The organism is Rhizobium sp. N731 (assembly GCF_001664145.1).
Lineage (GTDB): Bacteria > Pseudomonadota > Alphaproteobacteria > Rhizobiales > Rhizobiaceae > Rhizobium > Rhizobium esperanzae.
Window position 1 is genome coordinate 508,520 of sequence record NZ_CP013601.1, and the last position, 15,576, is coordinate 524,095.

A 15,576-nucleotide genomic window follows, 5' to 3' on the forward strand; every position below is an offset into this window, starting at 1 on the left:
CGCGGAAATGCTCTATCTCTTTGTTGTCTCGTGCTCAGACGCCGATCGCTTCGCTGAGCACTTCTTCATGCGTCGCCGCGTGATAATCATGGCTGGCGACGATCCTGCCGCCGCGGAAGACGTGCAGCCGGTCGGCCAATTCGTAGACCTCGGGCAGATAGGAGGAGATCAGGATGATGCCGGCGCCCTCCTTCAGAAGCTTGGCGAACAGCCGGTAGATCTCAGCCTTGGTGCCGACGTCGACGCCGACTGTGGGTTCGTCGAAGATGAACAGCCTGGCGCCGTGGCTCAGCCACTTGCCAATGACGATCTTCTGCTGGTTACCGCCCGACATGCTGGAGGCCGGAACGCGCCGGCTCGGCGTCTTAATGCTGAGATTGCGGATCTGATTGTCGGCATTCGCCGATTCCCGCGCATGGTTGATGACCGGCCCGTGGCTGAGGCGCCCGAAGACCGGCAGGTTGATATTGAGGCCGATCGACTGATTGAGGCAGAGCCCCTGGTCGCGCCGGCTTTCCGGCGCCAGAGCAATACCGAGCTCCATCGCGGTGCGTTCGTTCCGGATGTCGACGCGCTTGCCCATCCAGTGGATTTCGCCGGCGCTTGTCGGCTGGCGCCCATAAAGGCCGAGCGCAAATTCGCTACGTCCGGCACCGATCAGGCCATAGAGGCCGACGATCTGTCCTGATTTGACGCTGAGCGACACGTCCTCGAAGCCCGGACCCGAAAGCCCTTTGACCTCGACGATCGTCTCGCCGAAGGCGATCTCTTCCTTATGGTAGATCTGCTCGATCGAGCGGTTGATCATCAAAGCGATCAGCTCGGCATCGTTGGTCTCGCCGATCAGCCGGGTGCCGACATGCGTGCCGTCGCGCAGCACTGAGACACGGTCGGCCAGTTCGAAGACCTCCTCCATGCGATGGCTGATATAGACGATCGTGACGCCTTCGCCCTGCAGGCGGCGGATCAGCTTGAAAAGCTGCGCCGATTCCTGGCGGGTGAGATAGGCGGTGGGTTCGTCGAAGATCAGGAACTGCGTGCCGCGCATCGCCGCGCGCGCCGTTGCCACCAGCTGCTGCTGGCCGATCGTCAGCGAACTGAGAAGCGCGCCGGCCGGCAGGCCGAAGCCGAGATCGTCGAGCACGGCCTGGCCCATCTTCTCCATCTGCTTCTTGCGCATCAGGCCGTAGCGGTTGACCTCGTCGCCGAGGAAGAGATTGGCGGCGACTGTCAGGTGTGGGCAGAGCACCACTTCCTGGTGGACGGCGTTGATGCCGCGGGCGATCGCCTCGTTCGGCGTCGACAGCCCCACCGGGTGACCGCACCACAACACCTCGCCGGCCGTGCGGGTGATGACGCCGGTGAGCAATTTGATCAGAGTGGATTTGCCGGCGCCGTTTTCGCCGACGATGGCGTGGATCTCTCCCGCCAGGAAGGTCAGCGTCGCCGGTTTCAGCGCCTGCACATGACCGTAATTCTTCTGCAGGCCTTTGAGTTCGAGGATAGGCGACCCGGTGGGAATGCGATTGGCTTCTTTCAGCGTGGCGCTGTCATCATGGCGATGACTGACCTCTTCCAGTCCGATCATGGACCTCTCCTCCTCTTGTCGTCTCTCGCTTTATCCCGGGTGAATCATACCATGGATGAAAAAAGCCGCGCCGGTTTTTGAGCCGGCGCGGCCATCTTGTTCTATTACTTGATCTTCGGGTTCAGCAGCGCATCGATCTTCGGATCGGCCATATTAGCCTTGGTCACGAGGTTGGCGCCGGTATCAACATTTTCCGGAACCTTCTCGCCCTTGGAGACGGCAAGCGCGGTCTTGATGCCGTCATAGCCCATGCGATAGGGGTCCTGAACGACGAGGCCGGCAATGGCGCCATCCTTGAGGAAGCCGACCGTCTTGTCGTCGCTGTCGAAGCCGATCACCTTGATCTTGTCGCCGAGCTTGTTTTCGGCGATCGCCTGGCCAACGCCCTGCGCCAGGATGAGGTTCGAGGCGAAGACGCCGACGAGCTTCGGGTTGGCGGTGATCAGGTCAGTCATCATGTTGAGGCCGGTCGTCGCCTGGCCGTCGCCATATTTGTCGGCGATGACCTTCAGGCCGGGATGCTTGGTCTTGATCTGATCCAGGAAGCCTTCGCGGCGCTGCTCCAGCGAGCCGACGCCGGGAAGATTGGTCAGGATGACGATGTCGCCTTCTTCCTTGCCCGTCATCTCCTTGATGGCAGCGGCAAGGCCGTCGGCGGCGATGCGGCCGCCCTGGACGTTGTCGGTCGTCAGGAACGACTTGAAAGCCTTGGAGTCGGCGCCCGAATCGATGCCGATGATCGGAACCGACTTGGCGGCTTCATCGATCGGCTTGCCGAGCGCCTTGAATTCGGTCGGCGAAATGACGATGGCGGCCGGCTTGCCGGCGACGGCGTTCTCCAGAATGCTGATCTGGCCGTTGATGTCGGATTCTGCCTGGGCGCCGAGTTCCGGCACGTTGACGCCGAGATCCTTTCCCGCCTTGCGAGCGCCGGCCAGAACGATCTGCCAGTAGAAGGACGTCGTGTCCTTGACGATGATCGGGATCGTCACATCGGCGGCAAAGGACGTGACCGGCATCGCCGTGGCGATGACGGCGGCACCCGCGAGCGCGGTAAAGGCGCGACGCGACAGAAGGGATTTCACGATGCTCATAAAGGTTCTCCTCTCAGGATGCGTTCTCCTCCATTAAACCGGACCGCTGAACGCTGGCGGAGGGTTTTTATCGATAAAAAACATTTGCAGGCAGAAGCTAGCCGAGGCGCAATCAAAATGCAAGGGCATCAGTTGCGCTTTTTTACTCCGGAAAACTCCTCCCAAGCTACTGATTTTATTTCAATACCACGATAACCTAAAATAGCTATCGGCCGAACTCAACCTCATGGGGATGCACGACGCCCTTTTTCAAAATCAGGTTGCCGTACAGCCGGAATTCCGAGGTCGCGACAATATAGGCGGCCTTGCGCGCCATCGCGTAGAAGGCAAAACGCTCCACCGAGACGATGGAAAAATCGCCGGCGCGTCGCGAGACGATCTGCTGGAATTCGGCGCAAACCTCGGGCACGGCCTGGGGATCGCCGACCACCTCCATCCGCCATGCCGTTTCCGGCACGAAGGTGTCGAGCGGCATATGGGTCAGGATGGCCTCGGCCATGTCGGTGGCGCTGACGCCGTCGGCGCGGATGACCGGCGGGCCCATCGAGCCCGAGGGAAAATTGGCGTCCGCTATGACGATGTCGTCGCCGTGCCCCATGGTCTTCAGCGCATGGAGCAGGTCGGGACCAAGCAGGGGATGAATACCCTTGAGCATAACGTCTCCTTCAGACTCTGACCGCGTCGGCGCCGAGCGGCGGCGCGACGAGCGTATAGGGCTCAAATTCGCTGTAGATGCTATCGGGCAGCGGCGGCTCGACGATTTCCATGTTGCGGGTCAGGCTCGACGGCTTGGCGGTGCCGATCAGCACCGAGGCGACGAGGGGATCGCGCAGCGGAAACTGCATGGCGGCGGCCGCGAGCGGCACGCCGTGACGCTTGGCGATCGCCTCCATGGCGCCGACCTTGGCAAGCACGTCCGCATCGGCCGGCATATAGTCGAAATGCGAGCCCGGCACCGGACCGGTGGCGAGAATGCCGGAGTTGAAGACGCCGCCGACGACGAGCGAGGTGCCCTTCTGCCGGCAGAGCGGCAGGAGTTCCTCCACTGCGGAGCGGTCGAGCAGCGTGTAGCGGCCGGCAAGCAGAATGCAGTCGAGATCGGCATTGCGCATGACGTCGAGGCAGACGGGCACTTCGTTGACGCCGAGGCCGAAGGCGGAGATCGCCCCGGAAGACTTCAGCTCTTCCAACGCCTTCACGCCCGAATCGAGCAGCTGCTTCTGATAGACCGCGTTCTTTGCCGCCCCATGCGTATAGACGCCGATATCGTGCACATAGAGAATATCGATGCGGTTGAGGCCGAGACGGGCATAGCTGAACTCGACCGAGCGCATGATGCCGTCATAGGAGTAGTCGTAATCGGCATCGAAGGAGAGCGGATCGACATAGCTGTAATCCGGCACCGTCCCCGTCGGCACCGGCCGAAGCAGCCGGCCGACCTTGGTGGACAGCACGTAAGCGCCGTCCGGCTGGTCGCGCAGGAAATCGCCGACGCGCCGTTCGGCAAGGCCGAGCCCATACCAGGGCGCGACGTCGAAATAGCGGATGCCGCTGTCCCAGGCGGCCTGCAGCGTTTCCATCGCCTGCTCACGCGGGCATGCGCGGTAGAGGCCGCCGAGGGGAGCTGCGCCGTAGCTGATCTCGGTCACCTGAAGCCCGGTCTTGCCGATCCGTCTCGTCTTCATCATGCCCCCTCGGGAATTGCATAAAAACAAAAGCTTAGCATCGAAATCTAGAGCGTTGCGCCGAGATGCCAAGGCACGAATTCGTTATCGCCGTAACCGAAGATCTCGCTCTTGGTCTTCTTGCCGGAGGCCGTGTCGACGATCAGCTCGAAGATCTCGCGGCCCTTGCCGCTGATCGTCGCATCACCCGTGGCGATCGTGCCGCAATCGATGTCCATGTCCTCTTCCATCGAGGCGTAGAGAGCCGAATTGCTCGAAAGCTTCAGCGACGGCGCCGGCCGGCAGCCGAAGCAGCTGCCGCGCCCTGTCGTAAAGGCGATCATGTTGGCCCCGCCGGCCACCTGGCCGGTCGCCGAGACCGGGTCATAGCCGGGGGTATCCATGAAGACCAGGCCGGGGGCTGTCACCCGCTCAGCATAGCCATAGACCGCCGTCAGCGGCGAGCGGCCACCCTTGGCAACCGCGCCGAGCGACTTTTCCAGGATGGTGGTGAGACCGCCGCGCTTGTTGCCGGGCGAGGGGTTGTTGTCGAGCGAGGCGCCGTGCAGCGCCACATACTCTTCCCACCAGGCGATTTTCTCGTCGAGTTTTTTCGCCACGTCGTCGCTGACGGCGCGGCTGCGCAGCAGATGTTCGGCGCCATAGATTTCCGAGGTTTCCGACAGGATCGCCGTGCCGCCGGCCGCAGCCAGCAGATCGGCTGCCACACCCAGCGCCGGATTGGCGGTGATGCCGGAAAAGCCGTCCGAGCCGCCGCATTGCAGGCCGATGATGATCTCGCCGATCAGGATCGGCACGCGCTTTTCCCGGCCGACATCGGCGGCGATTTCGCGCAGCATGCCCATGGCGCGCTCGACCGCGCGGCGCGAGCCGCCGGCATCCTGGATGTTGAAATGCCGCTTCGAGGCGCCGGCACCGCTCTGGCCGTACAGCGTCAGCTGGTTGACCTCGCAGCCGAGGCCGATCATCAGCACGCCGCCGAAATTCACATGCCGTGTATAGCCGGCCAGCGTCCGATGCAGCACGTTCATGCCGTCGCCGGTCGAGCTCATGCCGCAGCCCTGGTCGTGCACGATCGGCACGAAACCATCGATGCCGTCATAATGCGGCAGGATCGTCCGGTTCGCCTCGTCGGCGATCGCCCGGCAGACGGTGGTGGAACAGTTAACGCTGGCGATGATGCCGATATAGTTGCGCGTCGCCGCCCGCCCGTCGGCGCGGCGATAGCCCATGAAGGTGCGCGCCTTGTCTTCGGCCGTCGCCGTCTCCGGCGCCGAATTGGCGGTGGCGGCCAGCCGGTCGTTTTCGAAATGCAGATTATGGCTGTGCACATGCTCGCCGGCCTTGACCTCGGCGGTGGTGCGGCCGATCGCCTGTCCGTATTTCACCACGGCGGAGCCGAGCGGAATATCGGCGATCGCCACCTTGTGGCCCGGCTCGATCTTCTGGCGGGCTGCAATGCCGGCAACCGTGGAGCCCTCGGCGATGGCGGACGTTGCGACCGCGACATTGTCGCCGGCCGACAGGATGATCCAAGGCTGTTTGTCCAATCTCTTCTCCCTGAAGGAAACGCTCGCTGCATCGGCGAATGCGATTGATTTTGTTTTTTATCTACAATAAACATTTTCAAGTCAACGGGAATATTGATCCTGTGGACGAGGGAGGCAATGCGCCGCAGACGATCGGAAATACGCTAATGGTTTTTTCAACAAGCTCCGGTCGGGCGCCGTTTCGCTGTTGAAGCGGAACGGAAATCCCGGCACGCGGGCGGAAAGCGGGGGATCTGATGGCAAGGCAGAATACGGTCTTCAAGGAAGCCTACAACAGGTATGCCGCGGCCCTGCGCACGGATACGGCGCTGCCGTCGGAACCGGAGATCGCCGCGCAGCTCGGCGTCAGCCGTTCCACCGCGCGCGCCATCCTCACCCGCCTCAGCGACGAAGGCATCATCCGCTGGAACAAACGTCAGAAGATCGTGCTGCGCGAGCCCACCGACCGCGACCTCTTTCCCTCCGAAGAGACGGATTCGCTGCATGACATCATCGAGCGCAGCTTCATGCGGCGCATCCTTGCCGACGATGCCGCGCCCGGCATGCAGATCAATGAGCTGGAGCTTGCCCGCGAGATCGGCACCGGCACAACGAGCGTGCGCGAATTTCTGATCCGCTTCTCCCGCTTCGGACTGATCGAAAAGCGGCCGAACAGCCATTGGACGCTGAAGGGTTTTACGCGCGAATTCGCGCTCGAGCTTGCCGATGTCCGCGAAATGTTTGAGCTGCATTCGGCTGCCGAGTTCGGCCGGCTTCCCAAGGACAATCAAGCGTGGATCGATCTTGCCGCCATGCGCGAGGAGCATCTTTCCATGCTTGCCGACATCAACCAGCGTTTCAAGGACTTCTCCGTCCTCGATGAGCGCTTCCACCTGCTGATCCACCGCGCTTCGAAGAACCGCTTCATCGCCGATTTCTACGACGCGATCGCCATCATCTTCCACTATCACTACCAGTGGAACAAGACCGCCGCCCGCGAGCGCAACGAGCGCGCCATCCACGAACATCTGGATTATATCGCCGCACTGGAATCCGGCGACCAGGCAGCGATCGGCAAAGCCTGCCGCGTCCACCTGCGCTCCGCTCGCCAGACCCTGCTGCAGTCTCTGCCGCAGACGATGAGCGACAACGCCTGAGCCGCCTATGCCGGCAGACGTCATCTGCATGCGCGCGCTACGTCGGCGCCGGCGCCATGAAACCTTCTGATTTGTAAGCCGTTATCGTGCTTATGACCGACGTTAAAATCAAACCGAAATCGGTCGACGGCACCGAGCAGGGCGGTGCCGAGAAGTCGCGCCAGGAGAAGGCATCGACTGTCGAGGTCGCGCCGCCGCCAGATGTCATCGAACCAAGTCAGAAGCTCACGCCCGAGGAGGCCGAGCAGGCGCGCAAGCGATATTTACTGAGGCGTTTCTGGATCAGCGCCCGCCGTTACTGGGGCCGCAGCGGCGACAGGTTTGCCTGGCCGTGCTCGATCGGTCTGTTGATGATGATCTGCATGAATGTCGGCTTCCAGTATGGGATCAATCGCTGGAACCGCGGTATCTTCGACGCCATAGAGCGACACGACGCCGGCACCGTCTATTATCTCAGCGCCGTCTTCGTGCCGCTTGTGCTCGGAAGCGTCGCGCTTGTCACCGCGCAAGTCTATGTTCGCATGATGATCCAGCGCCGCTGGCGCTCCTGGCTGACGAAGGCGGTGATCACGCGCTGGCTGGCCAACGGTCGTTATTATCAGCTGAACCTCATCGGCGGCGACCACAAGAATCCTGAGGCGCGCCTCTCGGAGGATTTGCGGATCGCCACCGAAGCGCCGGTCGATTTCATCGCCGGCGTCATCGCCGCCTTTCTGTCGGCCTCGACCTTCATCGTCGTGCTGTGGACGATCGGCGGAGCGCTCACGCTGCCGGTCGCCGGGTCGACCATCACCATCCCCGGTTTTCTCGTCGTCACCGCGGTTCTCTATGCCGTGATCACCTCAACCGTGATCGCGGTCATCGGCCGCCATTTCGTCCAGGTCTCGGAGGTCAAGAACCAGGTGGAGGCCGAGCTTCGCTACACGTTGACCCGTGTGCGCGAAAACGGCGAGAGCATCGCCCTGCTCGGCGGCGAGGAAGAGGAGCGTAGCGACCTCGACAAGACATTTTCCAATGTGCTGAAGCAATGGGCGCTGCTTGCGCGCCAGCACATGCGAACGACCTTCGTTTCGCACGGGTCGATGCTGATTGCTCCTGTTGTGCCGCTCCTGCTATGCGCGCCGAAATTTCTCGCCGGCGGCATGACGCTTGGCGAGGTCATGCAGGCTGCCTCCGCCTTCGCCATCGTTCAGACGGCGTTCGGATGGCTGGTCGACAACTACCCGCGTCTTGCCGACTGGAACGCCTGCGCGCGACGCGTCGCCTCGCTGATGATGTCGCTCGACGGGCTCGAGCGCGCCGAACAGAGCGACGCCCTGGGACGCATCAGGCACGGTGAAACCAAGGACAATACAATCCTGAATTTGAACGATCTCGCGGTGTCTCTCGATGACGGCACCGCGGTGGTCAAGGAAACCCAGGTCGAGATCGCGCCGGGCGAGCGGGTGCTGGTGGCAGGCGAATCCGGCTCGGGCAAGAGCACGCTGGTGCGCGCCATCGCCGGTCTTTGGCCCTGGGGTCATGGCAGTGTCGATTTCCACGGTGACCGGCGCTTGTTCATGTTGCCGCAGCGGCCCTATATCCCCTCCGGCACGCTTCGCCGCGCAGTGGCCTACCCCCGCGCCGCCGACAGCTGGACGCCGGAGGAAATCAAGGCCGCCCTTGCCAAGGTGGGGCTGGATTATCTGAGCGAGAAGATCGAGGAAGAAGCGCCATGGGACCAGATCCTGTCGGGCGGCGAAAAGCAGCGGCTCGCCTTCGCACGGCTGCTGCTGCATACCCCCGATATCATCGTGCTCGACGAAGCGACCTCGGCACTCGACGAGAAGAGCCAGGACAGGATGATGGAGATGGTGATCGACGAATTGCCGGCGGCGACCATCATCAGCGTGGCACATCGCGCCGAGCTGGAAGCCTTCCACAGCCGCAAGATCACGTTGGAACGGCGCGAGGGCGGCGCAAAGCTCGTCAGCGATATCGATCTCGTCCCGCGCAAGGGAAGACGAAACTTGATCCTGCGCGTTTTGGACAACCGCCGCTAAGGCGATCCCACGACAGGCGCGAAGCGGCTTTTCCGTAGGTGCTTGGATACCCGCGACGTCATCCTCGGCCTTGTGCCGAGGATCTGCACGCGTCCAATTAAGTATCTGAAAATAAATGAGTCATGCCAAGCAATTGCGGTGCTCGGATGCTCGGCACAAGGCCGAGCATGACGGAGGAGACGTTGTCAACAAACTGCCAGGCGCTTCCCCTGAGGAGCAACCTTATCAATGCGAGGCCGCCTCGCTTGCCACCGCCGGCTCTTCGCGCGTCTGGCGGTGGCTGACCGGGATCAGCCAGGTGGTGAAGAAGGTCAGCACCGCGACGACGACCACGCCCAAGAAGCTCCAGTGCAGTGCCGCGTCGAAGATGCTGCGGATCGCCGGATCGGCGGCGAGGGCCGAGAGCCCGGTGGGCTGGTTCAGCGCCTTATGAAGGGCTGCCGCCGTTTCGCCGCTCGCGTAATGGCCGATGCCGGCATTGAGAATGGCGCCGAGCACGGTCGCGCCGAGCGTATTGCCGAGGCTGCGGGCGAAGATGATCGAGGCCGTGGCGCTGCCGCGCATCGACCATTCGACGCTGTCCTGCACCAGCACGATGCTCGTCAGGCTGATCAGGCCCATGCCGAAGCCCATGAAGAAGGAGCCGGCGCCGGCAAGAACCGGCGAGCTTTCGGGCGTCAGGAACAACAGGAAGCAGGCGCCGAACGGAAACATCAGGCTGCCGACGCGCAGCGTGCGGCGAACGCCGAAGGCCCGGTAAAAGCGGCTGGAGAGCATCACCGCCAGGGGCCAGCCGACGATGAGCATGGTCAGCGTGAAGCCGGCGACAACAGGCGAACGCCCGAGCACGCCCTGCACGTAGATCGGCAGGATGGTGGAAAGCCCGATCAGCGCCATGCCGGCAAGCAGGGTGGCGGCATTGCTGGTCGCGATCAGCCGGCGGCTCCAGAGGGCGATCGAAATGATCGGCTCCGCCGCCCGCCTCTCCTGGGCGAGGAAGAACAACCCCGAGACCACGAAGACGGCGAAAAGTGACAGCAGGATCCAGGCGCTTGCATCGGTTTCCGTCAGCATGATGAGCAGGGCGACGATCGAAATCGAAAACAGCACCGATCCGAGGTAATCGATCCTCGCCTGTTTATGCGCAACGTCCTCCTTCAGGAAGATCATGAAGGCGATGATCGAGACGATGCCGATCGGCAGGTTGATCCAGAAGATCCAGGCCCAGGAGAAGGTGTCGACGATGATGCCGCCGGCAAGCGGCCCGACCACGGCCGAGGTCGCCCAGACGGTCGCCATCGCCCCCTGCACGCGGCCGCGTTCCTCGAGCTTGAAGAGATCGCCGATGATCGTCATCGTCACCGGCTGGATGGCGCCCGCACCGAGCCCCTGCAGCAGCCGGAACAGCACCAGCGACATCATCGACCAGGCAAAGCCGCAAAGAGCCGAGCCGGCGAGGAAGATCAGGATGCCGCCGATCAGCACCGGCTTGCGGCCGAAAATATCGGAAAGCTTGCCGTAGATGACCGTCGTCGTCGACTGCGCCAGCAGGAAGGCCGAAAATACCCAGCTGTAATAGGAAAAGCCGCCGAGCTGCCCGACAATGCGCGGCATTGCGGTCGCCACGATCGTCGCCTCGATGGCGACCATGAATGTCGCCACCATGATGGTTGCGACGACAAGCACGCGGTTCGAGCGATGCGCTGCATTCGACATGACGGTCCTCTTCGGGTGCTCCGCGGACGCCGGAGGTATCGGCAAGCTGGCTGGGTGTGGCGATCGCCATGTGCGGAGGGATGCTGTCTTGTACGACCGGAACGCCGGCCGGTAAAGCAATTCTCATTGGCGGCCGTCATTTTGCGCGACGTCACCGGCGGAAATGAAGGCTCGGCGCCATCACGGCCGGGCCTTCATTCTGTCGGCCGGCGGGCGGGGCGCCATTTCTCACCGCTGGCATGCCTCGCTCATCGAACTGCTGCCGTCGGTGCAGCCCGGGGTCTGCTGGAGATCCGGATTGACGCCGCCCGGATTGATCGTGCCGCGGCCGCGGTTGAGATCGACGCCGCCATTGCCGGTGGTGCTGCCGGTCGTGCCGGGATCGGTGCCGATGGAACCGCTGCCGGTCGACTCCGTACCGACGGAGCCGGTACCACCCGAACCCGCGCCTGTATTGCCCGAGCCGCCGATAATGGGCGCCACCGAAAGCCGCCCGCTGGAATTCGCCCCACCGGCCGTCTGGGCCAGGGCCGAGCCGGCAAGACCGATCGAAAGGAGGGATATCGCGATGAGTTTGCAGGACATGGTCTTCTCCATCCTTGTTGTCTCAAGGGGGAAACCTGCTCGGGAGCGGCATGTTCCGTCCGATATTTCGCGTCGAAAGGACGCAACGGACCGCCTGACGCCACCCGGCCTTCATCGGCTGTCGACCCGCGCAAGTTGTGCCGCAGCGCATTAAAATCCGCTCAACACTATCCGGTTGCCGTCGAAGATGCTAACCCTGCCCGCGGATACGAATGGATAGAGGTATCTCATGGACGCGATGAAAGGCGGCAGACGCATCGAATGTCTGGATGGTTTGCGTGGTTTGGCGGCGCTATGGGTGCTGATCGGCCATGCGCATATCCTGACGGGATTCAAGGTGCCGATTATCGGAGATCCGGAGCTCGGGGTCGACCTGTTCATCATGCTCTCCGGCTTCCTGATGGTGTTTCACTATCAGCGGCGGAAGGGCAGGGAGCCATGGGAGAGCCCGCAAACATGGGCGGTCTTCTGGGCGCGTCGCTTCTTCCGCATCGCACCGCTCTATTACCTCATGCTGGTGATTGCGCTCATCGCCGGGTCCGAGATTTATCAGGCAAGGATGGTCATCGATGCGTTCAACGGCAATCCGCCGCAAGCCGCATCCCGCTATCTGGACGATAGCCTGACCAATTACCTGATGCATCTCTCCTTCCTGTTCGGCTTGTCCCCGGCTCACGCCTTCCGTACGGCGCTGCCCGATTGGAGCATCGGCCTGGAAATGCAGTTCTATGCGGCTTTGCCCTTCATCATGATCGTTCTCGGGCGGCTGGGCTGGCTGAAGGGCATGCTCGTCACCGTCGGCCTGGCGGTCATTGCCGCCTGGGTGGTCCATCATCTGGGCTTTCGCTTCCCGATGCCGTCGTTTCTGCCGATGAAAATGCACATCTTCGCCGCCGGCATGCTGCTGGCGGGCGCATTGTGGATGTCGCAGGGCAGAGCTTACCTCGCTTTCGCGATTTCGGCTCTGCTGGTCCTCATCCCTCTCGGCGGCGACGTGACTGTGCTGCACGAAACTGTGCGCGTGGGGATCGTGGTGCTGTTCTTTGTCCTGGTGCACGCGGATCGTTTCCCGGGTTCCGCCGGCCATTATTCGCGCTCGGTCAATTCGGTGCTCGGCAACACCTTCTTCCGAAACCTCGGGGAACTTTCCTTCGGGGCCTATCTCATTCACCTGCTCATCATGCAGCCGGTCATCGCCTGGCTGATCGGCAATACCGACCTCAGCAATCCCGCTCGCTGGCTGGTGACGCTGATCGTCACCATCCCCGCCGTCTATGTCTTGTCCTTCATGGGCTACAAGTTCATCGAGCTGCCCGGTCAGTCGGTCGGCAGGCGCCTGACGCAACAGAGGCAGGTGGCGACATAGAGCCGCAGCGGATGGGCTCCTCCAGCCGCTACCTCATCGAGTCTCTGGGCCTACTTCGCCATTGTTTCGTCCGTTTCTTCTTGAGCCGTCTTGGCGCACGGGCGCGTCAACCCCATTGATCGGCGAGTTTGCTATTTCGCTCGCCACAAGCGGCTTCAGCACTCTTTCCGCTTGTTGGAGAGACGCCAGCGCCGACGCCAACCATAGATCATGCAGAGGCCATTTATTGCGGTGTTTTCGGCGAAGCACCTCGGCGAAGTGAGGGCTGCAAAGAAACTCCGCAAGTGACAAAGCACCTTTGGATCGGTTGCATCCCAAGCAGGCCGGAATCGTGAGACCACCGCTTCCGTGCACCTTCGGTACAACATGATCACGGGTCGCCTTGGTGTCGGGAAGCGGTCGGCCTGGCCCGAACCTGCGTCGCATCGGGATGCCGCAATAAGCGCACCAGTGGCGACGATCATCCTGCCACCAGTTCCCAAGTTCTCTTTGCAGTAAAGCGGCCGCCTCGCTTATTGCCCTCATGTTGTGATTTAAGCATAGAAGGTTGGAAGAGTCGATTCGCTAAGTGCTATTCTTCTAGAGTTCTATGATTCATAAGTAGAGCGGGCGGAGGAAGATGAGTCGATAGTCTTCTGCTTTTTATAGCTATGCTTAGGTAAAACTAAAAGCGTATTACTATGGCTCCTCCTACAGTTCAGCATGGCACGCACCTGCTTCAGCAGGGTCCGCGGATGGGGAACAAAGCCGCGACTTGAGAATGCGGAAAGGGCTCTGCAAAGAAATGTCTCACCGGAATGTCCCGCCAAGCCGGGATAAAGTCTTTGATTTTGAAGAAAAATGGTGCCGCTTACGTGACTCGAACACGTGACCCCATCATTACGAATGATGTGTCAGCCCAAAAAACGACCTAACATCGCCTAACTTGGTTTTAGCAAAAAATGGCAAATTGTCGATAAATTACATCCAGGTAGCATATAACAATTTAACATTGGCTAACACTGGCAATCGCCTCTATAATTTCCCCGGAGTTTCCCCCGCCGCGCGGTTCCGGTTCCGGGATAGAAAAATTAAGAGGTCCAAAAATGGGGAAGGCGAAGTCAGCATTCACGGCGAAATGGGTTGAGGCCGTCGCGGCAACCGATAAGCGACAGGAAATCCCCGACCCCTCCCTGAGGGGGTTCTATTTGATCGTGCAACCGCTTCCGGGCGGGGCTAAGAGCTGGGCGCTGCGACACCGGGGCAGGCCGAAGTATACGATAGGCCCCGTTGGGGCCTGGCCGCTCAAAGATGCCCGAAAAGAGGCCGGCCGGATTATGCGCGCCTATGACGAAGGTCGTGATCCGCGCGCCGAGAAGAAAGAGTTGCTCTCCGACGACAATCTGATTGAGAACGTGCTCGCCCAATTTGTGAAGCGGCACGTCAAGCGCAAGAACCGCGACAGCACGGCACAGGCGCAACAGCGCTACATCGACAAGGAACTGATACCACGTTGGAAGGGGAAGCACGTTGCGGCGATTCGAAGGCGAGATATCGTCACCATGCTGGACGACGTTGTCGAAAGCGGCCGACCTCAGGCGGCGGTACGCCTGCTAGCGCTCACGCGCAAGTTCTTTAACTGGGCGGTCGGCACCGGCTGGCTGGACGCCTCGCCCTGTGTCGGCGTTCCAGTTCCGGCTCCGCTGGTCAAGCGCAAGCGCGTGCTATCCGATTCCGAGCTGCGGCTGGTCTGGAAGGGTGCCGAGGCAATCGGCTGGCCGTTTGGCCCAATGGTGCAACTGCTCATGCTGACTGGCCAGCGCCGAGAGGAGGTCGCCGCCGCGAGCTGGTCGGAATTCAATTTGACCGGCACGGAGCCATTCTGGACTATCCCAGCGGGAAGGGCGAAGAACGGCAATGAGCAACAGGTCGCTTTAGCACCGACGACCCTCTCCATTTTGAACAACCTGCCTAGCATCCAGGGCGCGGGAGATTTTATCCTTTCGACCAATGGCAACACCAGTATTTCAGGATATTCACGGGGCAAGCGACGTCTCGACGAGAAAGTCATGGAGATCGCCCGGGACGAGGCCAGGGAAAGGGGTGATGATCCCGAGGAAGTGAAGCTGGAGTCTTTCACGTTACATGATCTGAGGCGCACCCTTGCCACGCGGCTAGGTGACCTTGGTGTTGCACCGCATACGGTAGAGGCGATCCTCAATCACGCCCGCGTCGGCATCGCCTCGCACTATAATCATGCACGCTATGAAAAGGAAAAGCGCGAAGCCCTGATGCTGTGGGAAAGGCATATCATAAAAATTATTTCCGTCAGACCCGGCTCAAACGTCGTTTCGTTTGGCAAGATTAGCTTGCCGGACGGCGGCGAATGACCGCGTTGTTTTCCTTCGGAGAATGGGCGCATTAGCAAGTTACGATGAAAGAGGAGGTTGCGGGAGATTGTTGTAAATCGCAAGAAAACCTTGCCGCATCAAAGGCTTAGTCGGAAAAATTGTGTTTGCTTAATTGCGCGGCTGCCATAATCTGACGGCTAGTGTTTTGTTTCGTGACGGAGGACGCGCGTCCCATGGATAGCAAACAGTACATTACCCAGCCGCAGCTGAAGCGGCGCTATGGCTCGATCTCGGATATGACGGTTTGGCGCTGGATCAAAGCCGGCCGCCTTCCGGAACCAGCGTTGTTCGGGAACCGGAACTATTTCGACATTTCGGAGCTCGACGAAGCCGACCGCCGGGCTAAAGAGCAGTACCGGCGCGCGCGGGCAGAGCCGCCGAAGCACGTGCCGCCGCATCTCCAAAACAGTTCGAAATGAGCCCC

The 15,576-nt window shown here is 61.3% G+C and carries 12 protein-coding genes and 1 tRNA gene; 5 read left to right on the forward strand and 8 right to left on the reverse strand.

Features of this window, described 5'->3' with window-relative positions; all coding sequences use genetic code 11:
* Positions 1-34 precede the first annotated feature (34 nt).
* The 5 genes from AMK02_RS02525 to AMK02_RS02545 all read right to left on the reverse strand — a co-directional run bounded on the left by AMK02_RS02525 (position 35) and on the right by AMK02_RS02545 (position 5,917).
* Entirely contained in the window at positions 35-1,588 is a 1,554-nt protein-coding gene (locus AMK02_RS02525; protein WP_064800530.1) for a sugar ABC transporter ATP-binding protein, read from the reverse strand.
* 104 nt (positions 1,589-1,692) lie between these two features.
* Positions 1,693-2,682, reverse strand: a complete 990-nt coding sequence (locus AMK02_RS02530) for an ABC transporter substrate-binding protein (RefSeq protein ID WP_064800531.1) — start codon at positions 2,680-2,682, stop codon at positions 1,693-1,695.
* Between the two features lie 205 nt (positions 2,683-2,887).
* Positions 2,888-3,337 carry an RbsD/FucU family protein gene (locus tag AMK02_RS02535; RefSeq protein WP_064800532.1) on the reverse strand — a complete coding sequence of 150 codons (450 nt, stop codon included), beginning with the start codon at positions 3,335-3,337 and terminating at the stop codon, positions 2,888-2,890.
* Positions 3,338-3,347: 10 nt separating this feature from the next.
* The gene (locus AMK02_RS02540) at positions 3,348-4,367 is read right to left on the reverse strand and encodes an aldo/keto reductase (protein WP_064805869.1); all 1,020 of its coding nucleotides are present in this window, start codon (positions 4,365-4,367) and stop codon (positions 3,348-3,350) included.
* 47 nt (positions 4,368-4,414) lie between these two features.
* Complete coding sequence (locus AMK02_RS02545; RefSeq protein WP_064800533.1) at positions 4,415-5,917, reverse strand: UxaA family hydrolase; 1,503 nt, start codon at positions 5,915-5,917, stop codon at positions 4,415-4,417.
* Positions 5,918-6,153: 236 nt separating this feature from the next.
* Between AMK02_RS02545 and AMK02_RS02550 the strand changes: the two genes are divergently transcribed.
* Together AMK02_RS02550 and AMK02_RS02555 are read left to right on the forward strand one after the other, a co-directional pair.
* Positions 6,154-7,053, forward strand: coding sequence for a GntR family transcriptional regulator (locus AMK02_RS02550; RefSeq protein WP_064800534.1), 900 nt, complete (start codon positions 6,154-6,156; stop codon positions 7,051-7,053).
* 92 nt (positions 7,054-7,145) lie between these two features.
* On the forward strand, positions 7,146-9,095 hold the full coding sequence (locus AMK02_RS02555) for an ABC transporter ATP-binding protein/permease (RefSeq protein WP_064800535.1): 1,950 nt from the start codon (positions 7,146-7,148) through the stop codon (positions 9,093-9,095).
* A 225-nt stretch (positions 9,096-9,320) separates the two neighbouring features.
* Here the strand turns inward: AMK02_RS02555 and AMK02_RS02560 are convergent, their stop codons facing one another.
* Both AMK02_RS02560 and AMK02_RS02565 read right to left on the reverse strand, forming a co-directional pair.
* Positions 9,321-10,811 (reverse strand): MDR family MFS transporter, encoded by a 1,491-nt coding sequence (locus tag AMK02_RS02560; RefSeq protein ID WP_064800536.1) that lies wholly within the window; start codon positions 10,809-10,811, stop codon positions 9,321-9,323.
* A gap of 228 nt (positions 10,812-11,039) precedes the next feature.
* Complete coding sequence (locus AMK02_RS02565; protein ID WP_064800537.1) at positions 11,040-11,396, reverse strand: hypothetical protein; 357 nt, start codon at positions 11,394-11,396, stop codon at positions 11,040-11,042.
* A gap of 229 nt (positions 11,397-11,625) precedes the next feature.
* Here AMK02_RS02565 and AMK02_RS02570 point away from each other — a divergent pair, with 229 nt between their 5' ends.
* Entirely contained in the window at positions 11,626-12,762 is a 1,137-nt protein-coding gene (locus tag AMK02_RS02570; protein WP_082929637.1) for an acyltransferase family protein, read from the forward strand.
* Between the two features lie 841 nt (positions 12,763-13,603).
* Here the strand turns inward: AMK02_RS02570 and AMK02_RS31590 are convergent.
* Positions 13,604-13,672 (reverse strand) — tRNA-OTHER (locus tag AMK02_RS31590).
* A 175-nt stretch (positions 13,673-13,847) separates the two neighbouring features.
* On the opposite strand from AMK02_RS31590, the gene AMK02_RS02575 reads away from it, so the two are divergent.
* A complete protein-coding gene (locus tag AMK02_RS02575; RefSeq protein WP_064800538.1) occupies positions 13,848-15,131 on the forward strand; it encodes a tyrosine-type recombinase/integrase in 1,284 nt (427 codons plus the stop codon).
* Between the two features lie 194 nt (positions 15,132-15,325).
* A complete protein-coding gene (locus AMK02_RS02580; RefSeq protein WP_064800539.1) occupies positions 15,326-15,571 on the forward strand; it encodes a helix-turn-helix transcriptional regulator in 246 nt (81 codons plus the stop codon).
* Positions 15,572-15,576 lie beyond the last annotated feature (5 nt).

Coding starts and splice junctions, on each gene's coding strand:
- AMK02_RS02525 (WP_064800530.1), bottom strand. CDS start 1,588: ATGATCGGACTGGAAGAGGTCAGTCATCGCCATGATGACAGCGCCACG.
- AMK02_RS02530 (WP_064800531.1), bottom strand. CDS start 2,682: ATGAGCATCGTGAAATCCCTTCTGTCGCGTCGCGCCTTTACCGCGCTC.
- AMK02_RS02535 (WP_064800532.1), bottom strand. CDS start 3,337: ATGCTCAAGGGTATTCATCCCCTGCTTGGTCCCGACCTGCTCCATGCG.
- AMK02_RS02540 (WP_064805869.1), bottom strand. CDS start 4,367: ATGAAGACGAGACGGATCGGCAAGACCGGGCTTCAGGTGACCGAGATC.
- AMK02_RS02550 (WP_064800534.1), top strand. CDS start 6,154: ATGGCAAGGCAGAATACGGTCTTCAAGGAAGCCTACAACAGGTATGCC.
- AMK02_RS02555 (WP_064800535.1), top strand. CDS start 7,146: ATGACCGACGTTAAAATCAAACCGAAATCGGTCGACGGCACCGAGCAG.
- AMK02_RS02560 (WP_064800536.1), bottom strand. CDS start 10,811: ATGTCGAATGCAGCGCATCGCTCGAACCGCGTGCTTGTCGTCGCAACC.
- AMK02_RS02565 (WP_064800537.1), bottom strand. CDS start 11,396: ATGTCCTGCAAACTCATCGCGATATCCCTCCTTTCGATCGGTCTTGCC.
- AMK02_RS02570 (WP_082929637.1), top strand. CDS start 11,626: ATGGACGCGATGAAAGGCGGCAGACGCATCGAATGTCTGGATGGTTTG.
- AMK02_RS02575 (WP_064800538.1), top strand. CDS start 13,848: ATGGGGAAGGCGAAGTCAGCATTCACGGCGAAATGGGTTGAGGCCGTC.
- AMK02_RS02580 (WP_064800539.1), top strand. CDS start 15,326: ATGGATAGCAAACAGTACATTACCCAGCCGCAGCTGAAGCGGCGCTAT.